Genomic DNA, 22,326 nt, shown 5'->3' on the forward strand with positions numbered 1-22,326 from the left:
GTATTAAGCGCGATACTGAGCACTTATTCTACTCTCCAGGGGAACTATGGAAACTCGACGCGACGAGCGTATTGGTCAATTACTGCAGGCGCTGAAACGCAGCGATAAATTACACCTCAAAGAAGCCGCGACGCTGCTGGGCGTATCTGAGATGACCATCCGTCGCGACCTGAATAATCACGATGCTCCCGTCGTCTTGCTCGGGGGCTATATTGTTCTGGAACCCCGCAGCGCCAATCACTATTTAATCAGCGATCAAAAATCCCGACTGGTTGATGAAAAGCGCCGTGCCGCCCAGATGGCGGCAAGCCTCGTGCAGGCACACCAGACTATCTTTTTCGACTGTGGTACCACCACGCCGTGGATCATTGAGGCTATCGACAATGAATTGCCTTTCACCGCAATCTGCTACTCGCTGAATACGTTTCTGGTGCTGCAGGAAAAACCGCAGTGCCGCGTCATTCTGTGTGGTGGCGAATTCCATGCCAGCAACGCAATTTTCAAACCGCTTGATTTCCAGGAAACGCTGAACAACCTGTGCCCGGATATCGCTTTTTATTCCGCAGCTGGCGTTCATATTGAGAAAGGCGCGACCTGTTTTAACCTGGAAGAGCTACCGGTGAAACACTGGGCGATGTCGATGGCGCAGCATCACGTGCTGGTGGTCGATCACAGCAAATTTGGTAAGGTGCGTCCTGCGCGGATGGGTGAAGTAAAACGCTTTAATACCATCGTCAGCGATAGCCGTCCTGACGAGGCGTTTGTTGAGTACGCGAAAGCGCAACGTATCAAACTGATGTATTAAGCGATACTGCCGGATGGCGATAGCGTCATCCGGCAAACGCTAAGATTAAGAGAACCAGCCGCCAAACCACTGGTGGAATTTCATCATCACAAAGTCCCACATGCGACTAAAGAATCCCCCCTCTTCCACGGCCTCCATCACCATCAGTGGACGCTGCTCGATGGATTTCCCGTTCAACTGGAAGTCGATAGTTCCCACAACCTGGCCTTTCTTCAGCGGCGCGGTTAACTGTGGTTCGGTCAGGGTAAAGCTGGCCTTCAGGTTTTTGAGCTGACCACGCGGGATAGTCACCGAGCCCGCTTCTCCGGCGCCCAAATTAACTTCACTCTTATCGCCAAACCAGACGCGCTGCGTCACGAAAGTGGCATCCGGTTTAATCGGCGTAACGGTTTCAAAGAAGCGGAAGCCCCAGGTCAGCAACTTTTCTGACTCATTAAAACGAATGCGGTCGGTTTTCGCCCCCAACACCACAGAGATCAGGCGCATATCCCCTTGGGTCGCGGAAGCAACCAGGTTGTATCCCGCCCCGGCCGTGGTACCGGTTTTCATACCGTCCACGTTCAGGTTGGTGCTCCACAACAAACGGTTGCGGTTCGGCTGGCGGATTTTATTAAAGGTAAATTCTTTCTCTTTGTGGATAGCGTACTCTTCCGGTACATCGTGGATTAGCGCCTTCCCGAGCAGGGCCATATCACGTGCGGTACTGAACTGTCCTGCCGCATCCAGGCCATGCACGGTCTGGAAAGTGGTATTGGTCAGCCCCAGTTTTTTCGCGTAGCCGTTCATCAGACCAATGAAGGATTCCTGGCTGCCGGCAACGTAATCAGCCAGTGCGATACAGGCATCGTTACCAGACTGGATGATAACGCCTTTGTTCAGATCGGACACTGCAACCTGATCGCCGGGCTTGAGGAACATAACAGACGAACCGCGCAGGGCCGGATTACCGGTCGCCCAGGCGTCTTTGCCCACGGTGACCATATCGTTGAGGTTAATTTTCCCGGCCTTCAGCGCCTGACCGACCACATAGCTGGTCATGATCTTAGTCAGACTGGCAGGATCCAGTTTCTCATCAGCATTACCTTCCGCCAGTACCTTACCGCTGGCGTAATCCATTAGGATCCACGCGCGCGCGTCGACGCTCGGTGGGGCCGTTGGTTGCTCCGCCGCCTGTACGCTCGGCGACAAAAGGATTAAGAGTGCAGAACCTGCAGCAAAGCTGCGAAGTGAAGAGAAGTATTGCGTCATAAATGCCACCCGAGTATCCATTCCAAAAAACCACGTCATACCACACCGTGTTTACACAAAACCAGCCAAGCGACCCTGGCCAACCCATGCAGAAAAGGTCTGATGGATGACGTGTAAAATAAGTGCGGTGAGTAATAACGCACTAACGAGCTTAAAGAAACCGTAAGTTGGTAAAGTTTTTAAAGTTTATGCAATAACACCGCGCTGCGCTGCTCCTGGCACGATTTTTTTAGACTTTGTTGCGTAAATATTAGGTTTACCCCACCATGTGGGCTAGTCAGATGGCATCTGCAGCCATAAAGCTGCTCAATTAATTTGCGGGGTTACTATGATTACACTGTGGGGTCGCAATAACTCGACCAACGTAAAAAAAGTATTGTGGACGCTCGAGGAACTGGAACTGCCGTATAACCAAATTCTGGCGGGCGGACAGCATGGCGGTAACCGCGATGCCGACTATCTGGCACTCAACCCGAACGGACTGGTCCCGCTGCTACGTGATGATGAAACGGACGTTGTTCTGTGGGAATCCAATACCATTGTCCGCTATCTGGCAGCTCAGTACGGACAAAAGCGTTTGTGGATTGACGCCCCGGCCGCGCGCGCCGTCGGTGAAAAATGGATGGACTGGGCAAACCAGACGCTAAGTCCTGCGCATCGGGTTATCTTGTTTGGCCTGGTCAGAACCCCTGCCGAGAAACGCGATATGGCGGCAATCGAGGCGGGTAGTCAGGTGTGCGATAACCTGTTTGCTATTCTGGATAACGCGCTGGCGGACCAGCCATGGTTCTCCGGGGCTGAATTTGGCACTGCCGATATCGCCGTTGCGCCGTTTATCTATAACCTGTTCAACGTTGGCCTGAGCTGGACCCCGCGCCCACATCTGGAGCACTGGTATCAGCAACTGACCGAACGTCCGGCGTTTCAAAAAGTCGTGATGATCCCGGTCAGCTAACTAAATCAGGGACTCACTTTCAGTAATTCCCCGTCGGACTCGTCGGTTAGTACGTATAAGTACCCGTCTGGTCCGACGCGCACATCACGAATCCGTTGTCCCCTTTCCTGCAACAGACGACCCTCTTCGGTGACGGCATTCCCTTTGACGCTCAGCACGATCACTTCTTTATCTTTCAACGCGCCAATAAATAACTTCTGCCGCCACTGTGGGAAGGTATCGCTATTATAAAAAGCCATTCCGCTGACCGCCGGTGACTTTTCCCAGTAAAAGATGGGTTGCTCTGTTCCAGCAACAATTGGGCCTTTTGCTTCGGGAATTTTAAGACCACTGTAGTTAACGCCCCAGGTCGCAAGCGGCCAGCCGTAGTTTTTCCCTTTCTCGGGGATATTGATTTCATCGCCCCCGCGTGGACCATGCTCATTAAGCCACAGCGTATCGCTCCAGGGATTCATCGCCATCCCCTGCGGGTTGCGGATACCATATGACCAAATCTCTGCCCGCGCTCCTGCCCTCTTCACAAACGGATTATCCGGCGGAATTTTTCCCTCATCGGTCAGTCGTACGACCTTGCCCTGCAGCTTATCCAGATCCTGTGCGGTAGAACGTTGATTGTTTACACCAAGGCCAATAAACAGATAACCGTTGCCATCAAAAACCATACGTCCGCCAAAATGGTTTCCGCTGGAGAGCTTCGGCTGTTGGCGAAAAATGGTCTGGAACCCTTGCAGATGTTTGAGATCGTCGCTCAGTCGTCCGTAACCAACCGCTGTCCCGGCGTTACCTTCACTGTCAGCTTCAGCAAAGCTAAGCCACACCCGGCGAGATTGTTTAAAATCCGGTGCTAATGCCACATCAAGCAATCCCCCCTGACCATTCGCCCAGACTTTGGGTACGCCGGTCAGCGGGTCGGAAAGCCCCTTCCCTGACTGCCAAAGTCGAAGCTGGCCGCCTTTGAGCGTAATGAGCATGCCGCGATTGTCGGGTAAAAACGCCAGCGACCACGGATGATCGAGTTTCGTTTGCAGCACTTCCACCTCTACCGCGGCGGCATAAGAGGAAAATAGCGCGAGTGGGACAGCACAGAGAAAGAGTCGACGCATAACACCTCCTTAATGGCTCTGCATAAAGCGTAGCCAGCAAGGGGAATTATCCCGCCACATTTACATAATCTTAACGAAAAGGGGGAGCGCCCTCCCCCTGATTCAGACGTGTTCCAGCGTTGAATAAGATTCCAAACACTGGTTACTTAGCGTCAGCGTTGTCAGGCAGTTTTCCAGTTTCTCTGCGTTAACGGCGATAAAAGTTGGACAATCGTGATGTCCACTCATAAGACAAACAGCGGCGGCGGCTAACGCCCCTTCAGCACGATGAAGGGCATTCCACTCTTCCTGATCAAGATGCCTACCGTGAAGCTGTGATTGCTCGTGCAATTCGCGATTCAGTGCAAAAAAATTATCACGCAGACGATCGCTCTCGCTGACTGACATGTAGCCTTTCGCTTTTCTCAACAGCAGATAAGCGGCAAGTTCGACACGGGCGTTTATCAATTTGTTGAGAAGATCGGTTCTCAGTCTGTCAACAACCATACTTTGTTCCTCCTCTTTCCAACTATGGTGCAACTTAATAGTATGGTCATTTTTTGAACAAAGTCGTGTCCAGGATCAATCCATCACCGAAAATTAACACAATTTACAAATAATCTTTAATTCCACGCCGGGCGTGGCGACTGATGGTATGAGATTGCGATACAATTTTTATTCAGAACTCTGTAGAATCCGTGCCCTGAATATTCCAATAACTGAACAATTTTTACGCTATGAGCAATGTAACCCACCAGCCGAAAATCGGCTTTGTCTCCCTCGGCTGCCCGAAAAACCTCGTCGATTCTGAACGCATCCTGACCGAACTTCGTACCGAAGGCTATGACGTTGTGCCAAGCTACGACGACGCGGATATGGTTATCGTTAACACCTGTGGCTTTATCGACAGCGCGGTTCAGGAGTCGCTGGAAGCAATCGGCGAAGCGCTGAACGAAAACGGCAAGGTGATCGTCACCGGCTGTCTGGGCGCGAAAGTCGATCAGATCCGTGAAGTCCACCCGAAGGTGCTGGAAATCACCGGACCGCATAGCTACGAACAGGTTCTGGAGCACGTTCACCACTATGTGCCCAAACCAAAGCACAACCCGTTCCTGAGCCTGGTTCCTGAACAGGGCGTCAAGCTCACTCCGCGTCATTATGCCTATCTGAAAATTTCTGAAGGCTGCAACCACCGCTGCACGTTCTGCATTATTCCGTCGATGCGTGGCGATCTGGTGAGCCGTCCGATTGGCGACGTCCTCAGCGAAGCCAAACGTCTGGTGGATGCGGGCGTAAAAGAGATACTGGTCATTTCTCAGGATACTTCCGCGTACGGCGTGGATGTGAAGCATCGCACCGGTTTCCATAACGGCGAGCCGGTCAAAACCAGCATGGTTGATCTGTGCGAGCAGTTATCAAAACTGGGGATCTGGACTCGTCTGCATTACGTCTATCCCTACCCGCACGTTGATGACGTGATCCCACTGATGGCGGAAGGGAAAATCCTGCCGTATCTGGACATCCCGCTGCAACATGCCAGCCCGCGTATTCTTAAGCTGATGAAACGCCCAGGCTCCGTGGACAGACAACTGGCACGCATCAAGCAGTGGCGTGAAATCTGCCCTGAACTGACGCTGCGCTCAACCTTCATTGTCGGTTTCCCGGGTGAAACGGAAGAAGACTTCCAGATGCTGCTCGACTTCCTGAAGGAAGCGCGTCTGGACCGCGTGGGCTGCTTTAAATACAGCCCGGTAGAAGGCGCTGGCGCCAATGACCTGCCGGACCAAATCCCGGAAGAGGTGAAAGAGGAACGCTGGAACCGCTTTATGCAATTGCAACAGCAAATCTCTGCTGAACGTTTGCAGGAGAAAGTGGGCCGCGAAATTCTGGTTATCGTTGATGAAGTTGACGAAGAAGGCGCGATTGGCCGCAGCATGGCTGACGCCCCGGAAATCGACGGGGCGGTATACCTGAATGGCGAAACCAAGGTGAAACCTGGCGATATCATCCGCGTGAAGGTCGAAAACGCTGATGAATACGATCTGTGGGGCACCCGCGTTTAAATAAGCGCAACCCAACTGTAGGCCGGATAAGCGTTACGCCTTATCCGGCCCTGTGATTTATCCTTTAATTTTCGGGTCCAGCGCGTCGCGCAGACCATCTCCCAGTAAGTTAAACGCCAGTACCGTCAGGAATATCGCCACCGCCGGGAAAATCGCCACGTGCGGCGCGATCACCATATCAGCGCGGGCTTCATTGAGCATTGCCCCCCACTCCGGGGTCGGCGGCTGCGCACCCAATCCCAGAAATGACAGGCTCGCGGCAGAGATAATCGACGTGCCAATTCGCATGGTAAAAAAGACCACGATCGATGAAACCGTACCCGGCAGGATATGGTTGAAGATGATGGTCGCATCGCTGGCGCCGATACTGCGCGCGGATTCAATAAAGGTCTGCTGCTTTAGCACCAGCGTATTTGCGCGCACCAGCCGCGCGAAGGCCGGAATGGAGAAAATGGCCACGGCAATAATCACGTTTGCAATGCCGCTGCCCAGCACGGCGACCACGGCTATCGCCAGCAAAATACCCGGAAAGGCAAACAGCACATCGCAGATACGCATAATCAGTCGATCCCACCAGCCTTCGAAGTATCCCGCCAGCAGACCCAGCACAGTGCCAATCGCTGCGCCAATAAATACGGCAAAGACCCCCGCCGCCAGCGAGATTTGCGCCCCCACCAGCACACGGCTAAAAATATCCCGCCCCAGCGAGTCAACGCCGAACCAGTGCAGCATCGACGGTCCGTCATTCAGACGGTCATAATCGAAGTAATTCTCGGCATCAAATGGCGTTAACCAGCGAGCAAAAATCGCCACCATTATCAGCAGCAGGACAAATAACCCCGCTAACATCGCCATGCGCTGGCGACGGAAACGACGCCAGAATTCATGCCACGGCGTGCGTATCTGCTCAGGCTTAACAAGGGGCATCGCATTTAAAATCGCCTGTCGGCGCCAGTTAAAAAATCGCATCCTTACTTGTACCTGATAGCCGGATTAATGGCGGCATAGAGCACATCCACCACTAAGTTAATAAGAATAAACTCCAGAGAAAACAACAGCACCTCGGCCTGAATCACCGGGTAGTCGCGCATTTCGACTGAGTCCACCAACAGCCGCCCAAGCCCTGGCCAGTTAAACACCTTCTCAACTACAATCGAGCCGCCAAGCAAAAAGCCAAACTGTAGCCCCATCATGGTGACCACCGGGATCATCGCATTACGCAAACCATGTTTTAACACCACCCAGGTTTCACTCACCCCTTTGGCCCGCGCGGTACGCATATAGTCTTCACTGAGCACATCGACAAACGAAGCGCGGGTAAACCGGGCTAACACCGCAGCCACCGCCGCACCCAGGGTAATAGACGGGAGGATATAGTGCCGCCAGGTATCAGCGCCAACGGTGGGCAACCAGCCAAGCTCAACGGAGAATATCTGCATGAGCAGCATGCCGAGCGCAAACGCTGGGAAAGAGATCCCGGTGACGGCGAGCGTCATACTCAATCTGTCCGGCCAACGATTGCGCCATACAGCAGCAATAATCCCTGCCGTCATGCCGAATAACACCGCCCACGCCATGCTGGCAATGGTCAGCCATAGCGATGGCATAAAACGACTGGCTATCTCTTCGGAGACCGGGCGACGAGAAACCATTGAGGTTCCAAAATCGCCTTGCAACACGTTAGTAATGTAATGCCAGAACTGAATATGCAGCGGCTGATCCAGACCCAACTGCTGGCGCACCAGTTCGATCACCTCAGCATCAGCCTCCGGTCCGGCAATCAGCCGGGCCGGATCGCCGGGTAGCAGGTGAACAAATAAAAATACCAGCACCGCTACAATCAACAGAGTTGGAATCAACCCCAGCAGGCGCTTGAAAACATAGTTAAGCATCACACTCCCTTCGCCGGCCCCTGTGTGGCGGGGCCGGATGAATAGCTTATTTTAAATCCGCATCATCAAAGCTAAATCCGGTATCCGGCATGATCCAGAACCCGGTCAATCTGGTGTTGTGCGCCGAAATCAGTTGTTCCACTACCAGTGGGATCCACGGCGACTCTTTCCAGATAATATCCTGCGCATCCTTGTACAGCTTCGCTTTCTGGGCCGGATCGTTGGTTTGCAACGCTGCTGCTAAATCACTGTCCACCTGCTTATTGCTGTAGAACGCCGTATTAAACAGCGTTGGCGGCCAGTTTTGAGATGCAAACAGCGGTGACAGCGCCCAGTCTGCTTCACCCGTAGAGGCAGACCAGCCGGTGTAGAACATGCGTACCCCGCTCTCTTTCTGCGCTTTACCTTCAACTTGCGCCGCGCGCTGACCGGCATCCATCGCCGTCACCTGAGCCTTAACGCCCACCTGCGCCAGTTGCTGCTGGGTAAATTGCAGCACTTTCTGCGCGGTACTATGGTTATGAGAAGACCATAGCGTGGTGGTAAAACCGTTCGGATAACCCGCTTCTTTCAGCAGTTCGCGCGCTTTTGCCGGGTCGTATGGCCATGGCGTATAGCTTTGCGCATAGGCGATCGACGGAGGGAGAACGCCGGTTGCTGGCGTCGCGTAACCGGCAAACGCCACTTTCACCAGCGCCTGACGGTTGATGGCATAATTCAGCGCTTCACGCACCTTCGGGTTATCGAACGGTTTTTGCGTGACGTTCATGCTGATGTAACGCTGCATAATAGACGGACTGGCCACCAGTTCCAGGTTTTTATTCTTCGCCAGTAGCGCCGCCTGCTCGTAAGGGATCGGGAAGGCAAACTGCGCTTCCCCGGTCTGCAGCATTGCCGCACGCGTGTTGTTGTCGGTCACCGGACGCCAGGTAATCGTATCCAGCTTTGGCAGCCCTTGCTGCCAGTAACCCGCGAACTTCTTAACCTTTACAAAATCCGTCTGATTCCAGGTCTCAAGCTGATACGGCCCGGTCCCCACGGGATGGAAACCGATCTCCTTGCCGTATTTCTCCAGCGCGGCGGGAGAGATCATCGCCGTAGCCGGGTGCGCCAGAATATTGATAAATGCAGAGAACGGCTGCTTCAGCGTTATCTTCACCGTCGACGGATCGACGACCTCGGTTTTATCGATATTCTTATACAGGTTGTAGCGTTTCAGATGGTTTTCCGGGTTGCTGGCCCGATCGAGGTTAGCTTTAACCGCATCGGCGTTGAAGTCGGTGCCGTCCTGAAACTTCACGCCCTGTCGCAGCTTAAGGGTATAAGTCAGGCCATCATCAGAAACCGTATAACTCTCCGCCAGCACATTTTTCAGCTTCATCTCTTTATCAAGGCCAAACAGCCCCTGGTAAAACGACTTCGCTACCGCCTGCGACAACGTGTCGTTTGCGTCGTAGGGATCGAGGGTGGTGAAATTGGATCCTACCGCCACTACTACATCTTTGGCGGCCCAGCCAGGTGTGGCGGCCAGCGCAGAGGCCACTCCCACAGCAACCAGCCATTTTCGAGCAACAATTTTTGTCATGTTATTCTCCTTAAACCCTGCCTGCCTGTTATAAACGCGAAAGCGCATTTTCTGGTTGCGGACGCGCAACATAATGCCCCGGGCCAACTTGCTGGAGTGAAACGGGGGAAATCTCTTCACCGCGTTTGCGGATATTACTGGGGATATCATCCGACAACAGCACGCGCTGGGGCCGGTGATGTGAGGGATCGGCGACCGGGACTGCCGCCATCAGTTTGCGGGTGTACGGATGCTGCGGATTTTCAAACACCGCGCGTCGGGTGCCGATCTCGACGATTTGCCCAAGGTACATCACCGCCACCCGATGACTGATCCGCTCCACCACCGCCATATCGTGGGAAATAAACAGGTACGCAATCCCCATTTCTCGTTGGAGGTCGAGCAACAGGTTGATAATTTGCCCGCGAATTGAGACATCCAGCGCCGAGACTGACTCATCGGCAATAATCACCTTGGGATTGAGCGCCAGCGCCCGGGCAATACAGATACGCTGACGCTGACCACCGGAAAACTCATGCGGATAGCGCCAGGCATGCTCAGGGAGCAATCCTACGCGTTCCAGCAGCCATGCAACCCGTTTTGCCGCCGCATCGCCTTGCAGTAGCCCATGCACCCGCAGCGGTTCTAAAATGGAATATCCCACGGTCTGACGCGGATCGAGCGAAGCATAGGGGTCCTGGAAGATAAATTGAATATCCCGACGCAGCGGCTGTAGCTTACTGGCGGCCAGGGTATCGATACGCTGTCCGTTGAAAACAATCTCCCCGCGTTGAGACTCTACCAGACGTAGCAGCGCCCGACCGGTGGTGGATTTCCCGCAGCCTGACTCCCCCACCAGCGAGAGCGTCTCTCCGGGCCACAGGTCAAAGCTAACGTTTTCCACCGCATGCACCTCGCGGGTCACCCGATTAAGAATGCCGCTGCGCAGCGGAAAACGCGTCACCAGATTACGTACCTGCAAAATAGGCTCGCCTTCAACCACGGTATCCTGTTCAGTCTGTGGTTCTACATGACTGGGATCGTGTAACGAAATGAGAGGAAACCGGCGCGGGTACGCTTGTCCGGTCATCGCCCCAAGCTGCGGCACGGCTGCCAGCAGCGCTTTGGTGTAAGGATGCTGGGGAGCGTGAAAAATCTGCTCAACGCTGCCGGTTTCTACCGCCTCGCCCTGATACATCACCAGCACGCGATCGGCAATATCCGCCACGACGCCCATATCGTGGGTAATAAAGATCACTCCCATCGACATATCCTGCTGCAGCACTTTTATCAGTTGCAGGATTTGTGCCTGAATAGTGACATCCAGCGCGGTAGTCGGTTCATCGGCAATTAAAACCGCAGGGCGACACGATAGCGCCATGGCGATCATTACCCGCTGGCGCATGCCGCCAGAAAGCTGGTGCGGATAACGCGATAAAATAGCCTTCGCCTCAGGAATACGCACCTGGTCGAGCATCCGTTTCGCTTCCACCATCGCCTCTTCGTGGCTGGCCCCCTGATGCAAACGGATTGACTCAGCAATCTGCTCACCCACGGTAAATACCGGATTAAGCGATGTCATGGGCTCCTGGAAGATCATGGCGATATCCGCGCCACGCACGTGACGCATCCGCGACGCGCTCTGTTCACCCAGCTCAATAACCTGTCGGTTACGGCGTCGAAGGAGCATTTCATCGCAGCTCACCTCGCCGCCTGACTGTTCAATCAAACGCATTAGCGACAAGGCTGTTACCGACTTTCCTGAACCGGATTCACCCACTATCGCCAGCGTTTCACCACGCTTCAGGCGAAATGACAGATTACGCACCGCACTGATGCGCTGTTGCTCCTGTTCAAAGGCAATGTTCAGGTTGCTGACTGCCAGCACGTCGCTGGCGTCAAGCTCATCACTGTGTGGCAACGGTATCTCCTTTTTCCTGATAAATACCGGTGGTTGGCGTATCGCCTGCATATCCCCAGGCACGGTACATGCCTTCGCTGTTAAACGGCAAGGCGACGTTGCCCTCGTGATCGACGGCAATTAAACCGCCGCTACCGCCGAGCGCCGGTAATTTTTCCATTACTACGCGTTCGCACGCCTCCGATAAACTCAGGCCGCCATAGTCCATCAACGCCGCAATGTCATACGCCGCCAGCGCACGAATAAAGACTTCACCGGTTCCGGTGCAGGAAACGGCCACACTTGCGTTATTGGCATAACAGCCTGCGCCAACCAGCGGACTGTCACCTACCCGACCCGGTAATTTGTTGGTCATCCCGCCGGTCGATGTTGCCGCCGCCAGATTGCCAAACATATCCAGCGCGACCGCACCCACAGTACCCATTTTGTTGTTTTCATCCAGCGGGGTCGCGCTATGATCCAGCACCGTTTCACCCGCCGATTGCGCTGCCAGCAGTTGAGCGTAGCGTTCTGGCGTCGAGAAAATATCCGCCGAAACGCGCTCCATCCCCTGCGCAATGGCAAAGTTTTCAGCCCCTTCACCTATCATCATGACGTGGGGGCTGTGTTCCATCACCAGGCGTGCCGCGAGAATCGGGTTGCGCAGATGGCTAACCCCGGCGACGGCTCCCGCGTTTAGCGTATTACCGTCCATCACACAGGCGTCCAGTTCATGGGTTTCATCACGGGTATACACCGCGCCAATTCCGGCATTAAACAACGGACACTCTTCCAACAAACGCACAGCTTCGGTAACCACATCCAGTGCGCTACGACCGTCTTCAAGCATCCGTTGGCCGGTTTCAACGATATCCGACAGCGCTTGTATATAACGCAATTCTTGCTCCTGGCTCAGTAACGCGCGGGTGATAGCCCCTGCGCCGCCGTGAATTGCAATGACTGCTTTACCCATTTTATTCGTCCATTAGGTGGCGGGTACCGGGGGGTTATAAATATCAGAATTTCGGTGACTTATTGATTCGATTTTTGAATATAGAAAGATGCAGACGTCATGTAAAGGTAAAGGCCCGCACCTCACACCCCGTCTCATCAGGTCATTCAGATGTGTTTAACGGAAAGGAGATCTCTCGACGTTGGTGCTAAATTATTCAAGCCGATCGGTAATCTGTTTTTTTGCATAAAACACAAAGCGTTCTACAGACGGCATACACGCTGCCCAGTTATGTTTGGTTAACCCCAGATATTCCGCACGCGCCGCTTGCAGCAAATCAGCATGCTCAGCGGGTAATTGCGGCAGAAGCCAGGATGCGGCCTCATCTTTAACGACAATATTACCCGTAACCACGCTATACCAGATACGTGCCAGAGCAAGGATGATATTACGCTCGTCCCCCTCTAAATCAGCCGGTTTCTGCCACATCTCAAGGATATGCCGAAATGTTTGCAATACATCGCTAAACGGAATGACGTTAAATAACGTCTCAGCAGGTTCACCGAACAGCGGTACGCTGGCGCGCCGGGCCTGGGTTAGCAGAATAGAAAGATCAGGATCCACCATTGCCGGTTCAAACACGCCAGCGCGAATATCATCACGCAGCCATTCGCCAAACTGCATTTCTCTCGCCGGTGGAAATCGCCACGGCACGATCTGCGAGTGCAGAACAACGGTCACTTCCAACGCACGATATGGCCCGGAGGTGCCGGGAGGCGCTGAAATGGTCAGCAAATCCTGCATCAGTTTTTTTCTTTGTCGGGCATTTATTGGTTCACGCAGGGTGACCAATAAATCAATGTCGCTTTGGGGTTTTAAGCCGCCTTCAACCGCAGAGCCATACAAATGAAGGGCAATGAGATTCCCCGCGAAAATCTGACGGATGCACGCACTGGCGGCCTCCACCTGTCGTCGAATTGCGTCTGGAATAATATTAGCCATTTAGCCCCCAGGGAAAAATGAGCGGAAATATTGAGTCTATACTGCATTCTTCCTGCAGCGCTATCCCTGGCACAAAACCTTTACCAGATCTGATTCTAAGCCTGAGGTAGCATACTGCCCGCGTCCATTTTCTGACATAATGAGCAGATTCGATTTTGCCCCGCAGGAGTCTTCTCATGGAATTTACCGCCGGACTGATGCCGCTTGAAACGGCTCTCTCTCAGATGCTTTCGCGTATTACCCCGCTCACCGCCGTCGAAACGCTGCCGCTGGTTCAATGCTTTGGCCGCATTCTGGCCACCGACGTTGTCTCCCCCATTAATGTACCGGGATTCGATAACTCGGCAATGGATGGCTATGCGGTACGATTAGCCGATTTACAATCTGATCAGCCGCTTGCGGTGGCGGGTAAAGCCTTTGCCGGTCAGCCTTTCCATGGCGAGTGGCCTGCGGGAACCTGCATCCGTATTATGACCGGCGCCCCAGTGCCTGCTGGTTGTGAAGCGGTGGTGATGCAGGAGCAAACGGAACAAACTGACGACGGGGTGCGTTTTACCGCCGAAGTCCGCCGCGGGGAAAATATTCGTCTGCGCGGTGAAGATATTGCAAACGGCGCGGTGGTGTTTCCCGCCGGGACTCGCCTGACAACCGCCGAGCTTCCCGTTCTGGCTTCGCTCGGTGTTGCCGATGCTCCCGTTGTACGCAAAGTCCGCGTGGCGCTGTTCTCCACCGGTGATGAACTGCAGTTGCCAGGTCAGCCGCTGGGAGACGGGCAGATTTATGACACTAACCGTCTGACCGTTCACCTGATGCTGCAACAGTTGGGCTGCGAAGTGATCAACCTGGGGATTATTCGCGACGATCCCAACGCGCTGCGTGCCGCGTTTGTTGAAGCCGACAGCCAGGCCGATGTCGTCATCAGCTCCGGCGGCGTTTCAGTAGGCGAAGCGGATTACACTAAAACTATTCTGGAAGAGCTGGGAGAAATTGCCTTCTGGAAGCTGGCTATCAAACCGGGCAAACCGTTCGCGTTTGGCAAACTGAGCAACAGCTGGTTTTGCGGTCTGCCGGGTAATCCAGTGTCTGCGGCCCTCACCTTTTATCAACTGGTACAACCGCTCCTGGCGAAACTCAGCGGCAACACCGCCTGTGGACTGCCGCCTCGCCAGCGTGTGCGCACCGCCTCACGCCTGAAGAAAACACCTGGCCGTCTGGATTTTCAGCGCGGCGTATTGCAGCGTACCGCTGAAGGCGAACTGGAAGTCACCACTACCGGGCACCAGGGCTCGCATATTTTTAGCTCTTTTAGCCAGGGTAACTGTTTTATCGTGCTGGAGCGCGATCGCGGTAACGTCGAATCCGGCGAATGGGTTGAGGTCGAGCCGTTTAACGCACTGTTTGGAGGCCTGTAATGGCAGAACTCAGCGACCAGGAGATGATGCGCTATAACCGGCAAATCATTCTGCGCGGCTTCGATTTCGAAGGTCAGGAAGCGCTCAAGGAGGCGCGGGTACTGGTCGTTGGTGTGGGGGGACTGGGATGCGCAGCAACTCAGTACCTTGCAGGCGCTGGCGTCGGGCATTTAACCTTGCTCGACTTTGACACGGTCTCCGTGTCGAACCTCCAGCGCCAGACGCTGCACAGCGATGCGACCGTTGGACAGCCAAAAGTGCTATCCGCCCGCGACGCACTGGCGCGGATTAACCCTTATATCGCCATTACGCCGGTGAATGCCCTGCTGGACGAGAGCGAGATTCACGCACTTATCGCCGAACACGATTTGGTGCTGGACTGTACGGATAATGTCAGCATCCGCAATCAGTTGAATGCCGGATGCTTCGCCGCCAGGATTCCGCTGGTTTCCGGTGCGGCAATTCGCATGGAAGGACAAATTACCGTATTTACCTACCAGGAAGGAGAGCCCTGCTACCGTTGCCTGAGCCGTCTGTTCGGTGAAAACGCCCTGACCTGCGTAGAGGCCGGAGTGATGGCCCCGCTGATCGGCGTGATCGGCTCGTTACAGGCGATGGAAGCCATTAAGCTGCTGGCTAACTACGGTAAACCGGCGTCAGGAAAAATCGTCATGTACGACGCCATGACCTGCCAGTTTCGCGAAATGAAGCTGATGCGCAATCCCACCTGTGAGGTCTGCGGGAGTTAGCAGAGAAATCGTCGGCACCACACTATTGCCAGAGGGCGATGCTAATGCCTCCAATCAGGCCTACAACAGCGCATTGTGTAGGCCGGAAAAGGTGTCAGCCGCCATCCGGCTAAACAGACTTACAGAGAAGTGCGTCCAAATGCGCTCTGCCAGTCGTGCTCGAACTTCGCTACGGCAGCATCCACGGCCGGAGAGCTAATCATCTGCTGAGCGACATCCAGCGGCAGCGTGATGGACTCGCAGCCTGCCAGCAGGCAATCCAGCGCCTGACGCGGCGTTTTAAAACTGGCGGCCAGTACTTTGGCGTGCGGGGCATGCATTTTCAGTAAAGTCTGCAGATCGGTCACCGTCTGAATGCCGTCCCCCCCCTGCGCATCCACACGGTTAACGTATGGCGCAACGTATTCGGCCCCCGCAAGCGCAGCTAATAGCCCTTGAGCAGCGCCGTATACCGCGGTACCCAACGTCGGGATCCCTTCTTCTTTCAGCAATTTAATGGCCGTCAGACCTTCTGCCGTGACCGGCACTTTGACCACGATATCCGCAATGATTGCCCGCAGCTTACGCGCATCACTGACCATGCCTTCGGCGGTGGTCGCCATTACCTGAGCAAACAGGCGTCCTTGCCCTCCCATCGCTTCCTGCAGTTGCGGCAGTAACACGTCCAGCGTCTGCTTACCTGCCGCCACAATGCTTGGGTTAGTGGTCACCCCTGCCAGCGGAAAAACCCGCGCCAGAGCTTTTACCGCGTCAACGTCAGACGTATCTAAATAGAGTTCCATAACCTTTCCTCAAACGAATAATTAGCATGAATAAAAGGTAGCACGGCGAAACCTCACGGTTAGTTGACGTACGTCAATATAACTTTCATTCGAAAGTAATTTAATCTTTATACGAAAGATAAGAGGCCGCTTATGATTTTCAATATCCAGCGCTATTCCACACATGATGGTCCCGGTATCCGTACTGTGGTGTTCCTTAAGGGATGCTCCCTGGGCTGTCGGTGGTGCCAGAATCCGGAAAGCCGCGCCCGCACGCAGGATCTGCTCTATGACGCGCGTTTGTGCCTCGACGGTTGCGATCTCTGTGCTCAGGCCGCACCGAAGGTGATTGAACGCGCGCTGAGTGGATTGCTGATTCATCGCGAAAAACTGACCGATGATGCGCTCACGGCGCTGACCCACTGCTGTCCAACCCAGGCGCTGACCGTCTGCGGAGAGGAAAAAAGCGTGGACGACATCATGGCGACCGTAGTGCGTGATAAACCGTTTTACGATCGCAGCGGCGGGGGTCTCACCCTGTCTGGCGGTGAACCCTTTATGCAGCCAGAACTGGCGGCAGCGCTGCTCAAAGCCAGCCACGATGCAGGTATTCATACAGCGGTTGAAACCTGTCTGCATGTCCCGTGGAAGTATATTGAACCGTCATTACCTGACGTCGACCTGTTCCTGGCCGATTTAAAACATGTCGCCGACGCGCCGTTTAAACAGTGGACCGATGGCAGCGCCTCTCGCGTACTGGAAAATCTGAAAAAACTGGCCGCCGCCGGTAAAAAAATGGTTATCCGCGTCCCCCTGATTCAGGGGTTCAACGCTGACGAAGCCGCTATTCAGGCCATTACCGATTTTGCTGCCGACGAGCTTCACGTCGATGAGATCCATTTTTTGCCCTACCACACGCTGGGCATCAACAAATACCACTTACTCAGTCAACCCTACAACGCACCGGATAAACCGCTTGATGCGCCTGCGCTGCTCGAATTTGCCCAGCAGTACGCCAGCCTGAAAGGTTTAACCGCGACCCTACGAGGATAATCGCCATGACCACTCTGAAACTGGACACACTCAGCGACCGTATCAAAGCGCATAAAACGGCCCTGATCCACATCGTGAAGCCGCCGGTTTGTACCGAGCGCGCCCAGCACTATACCGAGATGTACCAACAGCATCTGGATAAACCTATTCCGGTTCGCCGCGCACTGGCGCTGGCCCATCATCTGGCGGAACGCACCATCTGGATCAAGCATGACGAACTGATCATTGGTAACCAGGCAAGCGAAGTGCGTGCCGCGCCAATCTTCCCGGAATACACCGTGTCGTGGATTGAAAAAGAGATCGATGACCTCGCCGACAGACCGGGCGCGGGCTTTGCGGTAAGCGAAGAGAACAAACGCGTGTTGCACGAGGTGTGTCCATGGTGGCGTGGTCAGACCGTGCAGGATCGCTGCTACGGGATGTTTACGGACGAGCAGAAAGGGCTGCTGGAAACCGGCATTATCAAAGCCGAAGGTAACATGACCTCCGGTGACGCACACCTGGCGGTAAACTTCCCGCTGCTGCTGGAAAAAGGTCTCGACGGCCTGCGCCACAAAGTTGATGAACGTCGTTCCCGCATCAATCTGACATGTCTGGAAGACCTCCATGGCGATCAGTTTCTGAAAGCGATTGATATCGTGCTGGAGGCCGTCAGTCTGCACATTGAGCGCTTTGCCGCGCTGGCACGTAAAATGGCGGCCACGGAAACTCGCGCCAGTCGTCGTGATGAACTGCTGACCATGGCGGACAACTGCGATGTTATCGCCCATGAGCCGCCAAAAACGTTCTGGCAAGCGCTACAGTTGTGCTATTTCATCCAGTTGATCCTGCAAATTGAATCAAATGGTCACTCGGTGTCGTTTGGTCGCATGGATCAGTACCTCTATCCGTTCTACCGTCGTGACGTAGAACTGAACCAGAGCCTCGATCGTGAGCACGCCATTGAGCTGCTGCACAGCTGCTGGCTGAAACTGTTGGAAGTGAACAAAATCCGCTCCGGCTCCCATTCGAAAGCCTCGGCGGGTAGCCCGCTGTATCAGAACGTGACCATTGGTGGCCAAAACCTGGTTAACGGTCAGGCAATGGATGCCGTCAATCCGCTCTCCTACGCTATTCTGGAATCCTGCGGTCGCCTGCGTTCTACTCAGCCAAACCTGAGCGTGCGTTATCATGCAGGGATGAGTAATGATTTCCTGGATGCCTGTGTACAGGTGATCCGCTGCGGCTTCGGGATGCCTGCCTTTAATAACGACGAAATCGTCATACCTGAATTCATTAAGCTTGGCATTGAACCGCAGGACGCCTATGACTATGCGGCCATTGGTTGCATCGAAACCGCCGTTGGCGGCAAATGGGGCTACCGCTGTACCGGTATGAGCTTTATTAACTTTGCCCGCGTGATGCTGGCAGCGCTGGAAGGTGGTCGCGATGCCACCAGCGGTAAAGTATTTCTGCCACAGGAAAAAGCGCTCTCGGCTGGTAACTTCAACAATTTCGACGAAGTGATGGATGCCTGGGATGCGCAGATTCGCTACTACACGCGTAAATCTATCGAAATTGAGTATGTTGTCGACACCATGCTGGAAGAGAACGTACACGATATTCTGTGCTCTGCGCTGGTAGATGACTGTATTGAACGCGCGAAAAGCATTAAGCAAGGCGGCGCGAAATACGACTGGGTATCGGGTTTGCAGGTGGGTATTGCCAACCTCGGCAACAGCCTGGCTGCGGTGAAGAAACTGGTCTTTGAACAAGGCGCTATCGGTCAGCAGCAACTGGCCGCCGCGCTGGCCGACGATTTTGACGGTCTGACCCACGAACAATTACGCCAGCGGCTGATCAACGGCGCACCGAAATACGGCAACGATGACGATAGCGTTGATACGCTGCTGGCCCGCGCTTATCAGACCTATATCAATGAGTTGAAACAGTATCATAATCCACGTTACGGACGTGGCCCGGTTGGCGGCAATTACTACGCGGGTACCTCATCGATCTCCGCAAACGTACCGTTTGGCGCGGCAACGATGGCCACGCCGGATGGTCGTAAAGCGCACACTCCGCTGGCAGAAGGCGCAAGCCCGGCTTCCGGAACGGACCATCTCGGCCCAACAGCGGTAATTGGCTCGGTGGGTAAACTGCCGACCGGTTCAATCCTCGGCGGCGTGTTGTTAAACCAGAAGCTGAACCCGGCCACGCTGGAGAATGAATCCGATAAGCAAAAGCTGATGATCCTGCTGCGTACCTTCTTTGAAGAGCACAAAGGCTGGCATATTCAGTACAACATTGTCTCCCGTGAAACGCTGCTGGAAGCCAAAAAGCACCCGGATCAGTATCGTGACCTGGTGGTCCGTGTAGCAGGTTATTCGGCCTTCTTCACCGCGCTGTCTCCAGATGCGCAGGACGATATCATCGCACGTACTGAACATATGCTGTAATCCCCCTTACCCGGCGGCATTTCGCTTGCCGGGTATTCTTCTTTCGAATGAAATAAATTTGTGCTTTAGCTCACATTGTTATTAAAATGTTTCTGGTCGCAGTTATGAGCCAGGAGCAAGTATGACCATCAAAGTTATCGTCACCGATATGGACGGAACTTTTCTCGACGACGCCAAAAAATACGATCTTGCACGTTTTATGGCGCAGTATCAGGAACTAAAAAAACGGGATATTGAATTTGTCGTGGCCAGCGGCAATCAGTATTACCAACTGATCTCCTTTTTCCCGGAACTCAAAGATGAGATCTCTTTTGTTGCCGAGAACGGGGCGTTCGTCTTTGAACATGGCAAACAGCTGTTTCACGGTGAGCTGACCCGCCACGAATCCCGCATTGTCATTGGCGAACTGCTCAAAGATACGCATCTCAACTTTGTGGCTTGCGGCCTGCAAAGCGCCTACGTTAGCGAAAATGCCCCCGAGTCCTTTGTCGCATTGATGTCAAAACACTACCATCGCCTGAAACCCGTGAAGGATTATCAGGACATCGATGATGTGCTGTTCAAGTTCTCGCTGAATTTACCGGACCAACAAATCCCATTAGTGATCGATCACCTTCATTCTGCCCTTGACGGTATAATGAAGCCTGTCACCAGCGGCTTTGGGTTTATCGACCTGATCATTCCAGGTTTGCATAAAGCCAACGGAATCAGCCGTCTGCTAAAGCGCTGGAACCTGTCCCCGCAAAATGTGGTCGCCATTGGCGATAGCGGCAACGACGCAGAAATGCTGAAAATGGCGCGCTACTCTTTCGCCATGGCCAACGCGGCAGAGAGTATCAAATCGATTGCCCGCTATCAGACCGACGACAATAACCATCAGGGCGCGCTGAACGTGATTCAGGCGGTGCTGGATAACACTTCCCCTTTTAATTGCTAATCCTGCCCAACCGGGGTATCCCCTTGCCCCGGTTTCCACGCTTTTTCATGTTTCTCACACCATCAAATTTTAAACTTGCGTTAACTAAATTTTAACCTATATTATCACCTGTAAGTCAAATGAGTTTCGAATGAAAGTTAATGCGAGGTGGATATGGCTTTTACTTTTACCAGCGACACGTTGCCCACCGATCACAAAGCGGCAATCCGGCAGATGAAAAAGCAATTGCGTGAACAGCTTGGAGATGTTCAGTCGATTTTCAATCAGTTGAGCGAGGCCATTGCTAATCGCGTGGCGGAAATCAACGACCTCAAAGCGCAAGGCTCTCCAGTATGGCCTGTGTTGTCCTATGCGGATATCAAGGCAGGTCGCGTGAGTGCTGAGCAGCGTGAAGAAATTAAGCGTCGCGGATGCGCGGTCATTAAAGGCCATTTCTCTCGCGAACAAGCCCTCGATTGGGATAGGTCAATGCTGGACTATCTGGACCGCAACCATTTTGACGACGTTTACCAAGGACCGGGCGATAATTTCTTTGGTACCCTGAGCGCGTCGCGACCTGAAATCTACCCCATCTACTGGTCCCAGGCGCAGATGCAGGCCCGTCAGAGTGAAGAAATGGCAAATGCGCAGTCATTTCTCAACCGTCTTTGGACATTTGCAGGCGAAGGTAAGCAATGGTTTAACCCGGATGTCAGCGTTATCTACCCCGACCGCATACGCCGTCGTCCACCGGGAACGACGTCCAAAGGGCTGGGCGCGCATACGGATTCCGGTGCGCTGGAACGCTGGCTTCTGCCGGCATATCAGCAGGTCTTTGCTAATGTTTTCAATGGTAAGCTGGAAGATTACGACCCGTGGCAGGCCGCGCATCGCACTGAAGTAGAAGAGTACACGGTGGATAACACCACCAAATGTTCAGTATTCCGCACCTTCCAGGGCTGGACTGCACTCTCTGATATGCTGCCAGGTCAGGGGTTGTTGCACGTGGTCCCTATCCCTGAAGCGATGGCCTGGGTACTGTTACGTCCATTGCTTGACGATGTGCCGGAAGATGAACTTTGCGGCGTAGCACCCGGCAGAGTTCTGCCGATTTCTGCGCAATGGCATCCGCTGCTGATTGAAGCGTTAACCAGCATTCCGCAACTGGACGCCGGAGACTCCGTATGGTGGCATTGTGATGTGATCCACTCCGTCGCACCGGTAGAAAATCAGCAGGGTTGGGGCAACGTGATGTACATCCCTGCCGCACCGATGTGCGAAAAGAATCTGGCCTACGCCCATAAAGTGAAGGCCGCGCTGGAAAAAGGCGTATCGCCGGGTGATTTCCCACGCGAGGATTATGAAACTCACTGGGAAGGACGCTTCACGCTGGATGATTTGAATATCCATGGCAAGCGTGCGCTGGGGATTATTTAATTTGTAACTTACACAAGTTTCCCTAAGTATTTCGCGTTACAGGAAGGCGGCCAGCCTGTAAATCCCCACAAGCTTACACAAGTAAGTGACCGGGGTG

Annotated in this window: 19 protein-coding genes; 9 read left to right on the plus strand and 10 right to left on the minus strand. The window is 53.9% G+C overall.

Going from position 1 to position 22,326, the window contains the following annotated elements; genetic code table 11:
• Positions 1–46 precede the first annotated feature (46 nt).
• The gene (gene deoR / locus HV334_RS15990) at positions 47–805 is read left to right on the plus strand and encodes a DNA-binding transcriptional repressor DeoR (protein WP_019076372.1); all 759 of its coding nucleotides are present in this window, start codon (positions 47–49) and stop codon (positions 803–805) included.
• Between the two features lie 45 nt (positions 806–850).
• Here the strand turns inward: deoR and dacC are convergent, their stop codons facing one another.
• Positions 851–2,053: a serine-type D-Ala-D-Ala carboxypeptidase gene (gene dacC / locus HV334_RS15995; RefSeq protein WP_065554553.1), complete on the minus strand. Its 1,203-nt coding sequence runs from the start codon at positions 2,051–2,053 to the stop codon at positions 851–853.
• A gap of 328 nt (positions 2,054–2,381) precedes the next feature.
• On the opposite strand from dacC, the gene HV334_RS16000 reads away from it, so the two are divergent.
• Positions 2,382–3,008, plus strand: coding sequence for a glutathione S-transferase family protein (locus HV334_RS16000; protein WP_016152396.1), 627 nt, complete (start codon positions 2,382–2,384; stop codon positions 3,006–3,008).
• A 5-nt stretch (positions 3,009–3,013) separates the two neighbouring features.
• Here the strand turns inward: HV334_RS16000 and HV334_RS16005 are convergent, their stop codons facing one another.
• Positions 3,014–4,111, minus strand: a complete 1,098-nt coding sequence (locus tag HV334_RS16005; RefSeq protein ID WP_181220617.1) for a PQQ-dependent sugar dehydrogenase — start codon at positions 4,109–4,111, stop codon at positions 3,014–3,016.
• Between the two features lie 102 nt (positions 4,112–4,213).
• Complete coding sequence (gene bssR, locus HV334_RS16010) at positions 4,214–4,597, minus strand: biofilm formation regulator BssR (protein WP_181220618.1); 384 nt, start codon at positions 4,595–4,597, stop codon at positions 4,214–4,216.
• A 230-nt stretch (positions 4,598–4,827) separates the two neighbouring features.
• On the opposite strand from bssR, the gene rimO reads away from it, so the two are divergent.
• Entirely contained in the window at positions 4,828–6,153 is a 1,326-nt protein-coding gene (gene rimO, locus HV334_RS16015; RefSeq protein ID WP_016152393.1) for a 30S ribosomal protein S12 methylthiotransferase RimO, read from the plus strand.
• 57 nt (positions 6,154–6,210) lie between these two features.
• On the opposite strand, the gene gsiD is transcribed toward rimO, so the two are convergent.
• The 6 genes from gsiD to HV334_RS16045 form a co-directional block, all read right to left on the minus strand.
• The gene (gsiD, locus tag HV334_RS16020; RefSeq protein ID WP_047501226.1) at positions 6,211–7,122 is read right to left on the minus strand and encodes a glutathione ABC transporter permease GsiD; all 912 of its coding nucleotides are present in this window, start codon (positions 7,120–7,122) and stop codon (positions 6,211–6,213) included.
• Positions 7,123–7,124: 2 nt separating this feature from the next.
• Positions 7,125–8,045 (minus strand): glutathione ABC transporter permease GsiC, encoded by a 921-nt coding sequence (gene gsiC, locus HV334_RS16025; RefSeq protein WP_016152391.1) that lies wholly within the window; start codon positions 8,043–8,045, stop codon positions 7,125–7,127.
• Between the two features lie 46 nt (positions 8,046–8,091).
• The gene (gene gsiB / locus HV334_RS16030) at positions 8,092–9,630 is read right to left on the minus strand and encodes a glutathione ABC transporter substrate-binding protein GsiB (RefSeq protein WP_046274653.1); all 1,539 of its coding nucleotides are present in this window, start codon (positions 9,628–9,630) and stop codon (positions 8,092–8,094) included.
• Between the two features lie 28 nt (positions 9,631–9,658).
• Positions 9,659–11,530, minus strand: coding sequence for a glutathione ABC transporter ATP-binding protein GsiA (gene gsiA / locus HV334_RS16035; RefSeq protein ID WP_019076365.1), 1,872 nt, complete (start codon positions 11,528–11,530; stop codon positions 9,659–9,661).
• Positions 11,517–12,482 carry a beta-aspartyl-peptidase gene (gene iaaA, locus HV334_RS16040; protein ID WP_047501231.1) on the minus strand — a complete coding sequence of 322 codons (966 nt, stop codon included), beginning with the start codon at positions 12,480–12,482 and terminating at the stop codon, positions 11,517–11,519. Before iaaA ends, gsiA begins: the two co-directional genes overlap by 14 nt.
• 192 nt (positions 12,483–12,674) lie before the next feature.
• Positions 12,675–13,463, minus strand: a complete 789-nt coding sequence (locus HV334_RS16045) for an aminoglycoside adenylyltransferase family protein (protein ID WP_181220619.1) — start codon at positions 13,461–13,463, stop codon at positions 12,675–12,677.
• Between the two features lie 176 nt (positions 13,464–13,639).
• Between HV334_RS16045 and moeA the strand changes: the two genes are divergently transcribed.
• Both moeA and moeB read left to right on the plus strand, forming a co-directional pair.
• Positions 13,640–14,875, plus strand: coding sequence for a molybdopterin molybdotransferase MoeA (moeA, locus tag HV334_RS16050; RefSeq protein WP_181220620.1), 1,236 nt, complete (start codon positions 13,640–13,642; stop codon positions 14,873–14,875).
• The gene (moeB, locus tag HV334_RS16055; protein WP_181220621.1) at positions 14,875–15,624 is read left to right on the plus strand and encodes a molybdopterin-synthase adenylyltransferase MoeB; all 750 of its coding nucleotides are present in this window, start codon (positions 14,875–14,877) and stop codon (positions 15,622–15,624) included. The genes moeA and moeB overlap by 1 nt, the downstream gene beginning before the upstream one ends.
• A 119-nt stretch (positions 15,625–15,743) precedes the next feature.
• On the opposite strand, the gene fsa is transcribed toward moeB, so the two are convergent.
• Positions 15,744–16,406 (minus strand): fructose-6-phosphate aldolase, encoded by a 663-nt coding sequence (gene fsa / locus HV334_RS16060; RefSeq protein ID WP_019076360.1) that lies wholly within the window; start codon positions 16,404–16,406, stop codon positions 15,744–15,746.
• Between the two features lie 132 nt (positions 16,407–16,538).
• Here fsa and HV334_RS16065 point away from each other — a divergent pair, with 132 nt between their 5' ends.
• The 4 genes from HV334_RS16065 to HV334_RS16080 all read left to right on the plus strand — a co-directional run bounded on the left by HV334_RS16065 (position 16,539) and on the right by HV334_RS16080 (position 22,229).
• Positions 16,539–17,438, plus strand: coding sequence for a glycyl-radical enzyme activating protein (locus tag HV334_RS16065; protein ID WP_016152383.1), 900 nt, complete (start codon positions 16,539–16,541; stop codon positions 17,436–17,438).
• 5 nt (positions 17,439–17,443) lie between these two features.
• Entirely contained in the window at positions 17,444–19,876 is a 2,433-nt protein-coding gene (locus HV334_RS16070; protein ID WP_049040697.1) for a glycyl radical protein, read from the plus strand.
• Between the two features lie 121 nt (positions 19,877–19,997).
• Positions 19,998–20,813 (plus strand): Cof-type HAD-IIB family hydrolase, encoded by an 816-nt coding sequence (locus HV334_RS16075; protein WP_047501243.1) that lies wholly within the window; start codon positions 19,998–20,000, stop codon positions 20,811–20,813.
• A gap of 153 nt (positions 20,814–20,966) precedes the next feature.
• The gene (locus tag HV334_RS16080) at positions 20,967–22,229 is read left to right on the plus strand and encodes a DUF1479 domain-containing protein (RefSeq protein WP_049282692.1); all 1,263 of its coding nucleotides are present in this window, start codon (positions 20,967–20,969) and stop codon (positions 22,227–22,229) included.
• Positions 22,230–22,326 lie beyond the last annotated feature (97 nt).

Origin of the sequence: Citrobacter sp. RHBSTW-00944, from assembly GCF_013615435.1 — a bacterium.
Classification (GTDB): domain Bacteria; phylum Pseudomonadota; class Gammaproteobacteria; order Enterobacterales; family Enterobacteriaceae; genus Citrobacter; species Citrobacter braakii.

Bases quoted from the DNA above. Each gene is read 5' to 3' on its own strand.
- deoR (WP_019076372.1), top strand. From the start codon at position 47: ATGGAAACTCGACGCGACGAGCGTATTGGTCAATTACTGCAGGCGCTG.
- dacC (WP_065554553.1), bottom strand. From the start codon at position 2,053: ATGACGCAATACTTCTCTTCACTTCGCAGCTTTGCTGCAGGTTCTGCA.
- HV334_RS16000 (WP_016152396.1), top strand. From the start codon at position 2,382: ATGATTACACTGTGGGGTCGCAATAACTCGACCAACGTAAAAAAAGTA.
- HV334_RS16005 (WP_181220617.1), bottom strand. From the start codon at position 4,111: ATGCGTCGACTCTTTCTCTGTGCTGTCCCACTCGCGCTATTTTCCTCT.
- bssR (WP_181220618.1), bottom strand. From the start codon at position 4,597: ATGGTTGTTGACAGACTGAGAACCGATCTTCTCAACAAATTGATAAAC.
- rimO (WP_016152393.1), top strand. From the start codon at position 4,828: ATGAGCAATGTAACCCACCAGCCGAAAATCGGCTTTGTCTCCCTCGGC.
- gsiD (WP_047501226.1), bottom strand. From the start codon at position 7,122: ATGCGATTTTTTAACTGGCGCCGACAGGCGATTTTAAATGCGATGCCC.
- gsiC (WP_016152391.1), bottom strand. From the start codon at position 8,045: ATGCTTAACTATGTTTTCAAGCGCCTGCTGGGGTTGATTCCAACTCTG.
- gsiB (WP_046274653.1), bottom strand. From the start codon at position 9,630: ATGACAAAAATTGTTGCTCGAAAATGGCTGGTTGCTGTGGGAGTGGCC.
- iaaA (WP_047501231.1), bottom strand. From the start codon at position 12,482: ATGGGTAAAGCAGTCATTGCAATTCACGGCGGCGCAGGGGCTATCACC.
- HV334_RS16045 (WP_181220619.1), bottom strand. From the start codon at position 13,463: ATGGCTAATATTATTCCAGACGCAATTCGACGACAGGTGGAGGCCGCC.
- moeA (WP_181220620.1), top strand. From the start codon at position 13,640: ATGGAATTTACCGCCGGACTGATGCCGCTTGAAACGGCTCTCTCTCAG.
- moeB (WP_181220621.1), top strand. From the start codon at position 14,875: ATGGCAGAACTCAGCGACCAGGAGATGATGCGCTATAACCGGCAAATC.
- fsa (WP_019076360.1), bottom strand. From the start codon at position 16,406: ATGGAACTCTATTTAGATACGTCTGACGTTGACGCGGTAAAAGCTCTG.
- HV334_RS16065 (WP_016152383.1), top strand. From the start codon at position 16,539: ATGATTTTCAATATCCAGCGCTATTCCACACATGATGGTCCCGGTATC.
- HV334_RS16070 (WP_049040697.1), top strand. From the start codon at position 17,444: ATGACCACTCTGAAACTGGACACACTCAGCGACCGTATCAAAGCGCAT.
- HV334_RS16075 (WP_047501243.1), top strand. From the start codon at position 19,998: ATGACCATCAAAGTTATCGTCACCGATATGGACGGAACTTTTCTCGAC.
- HV334_RS16080 (WP_049282692.1), top strand. From the start codon at position 20,967: ATGGCTTTTACTTTTACCAGCGACACGTTGCCCACCGATCACAAAGCG.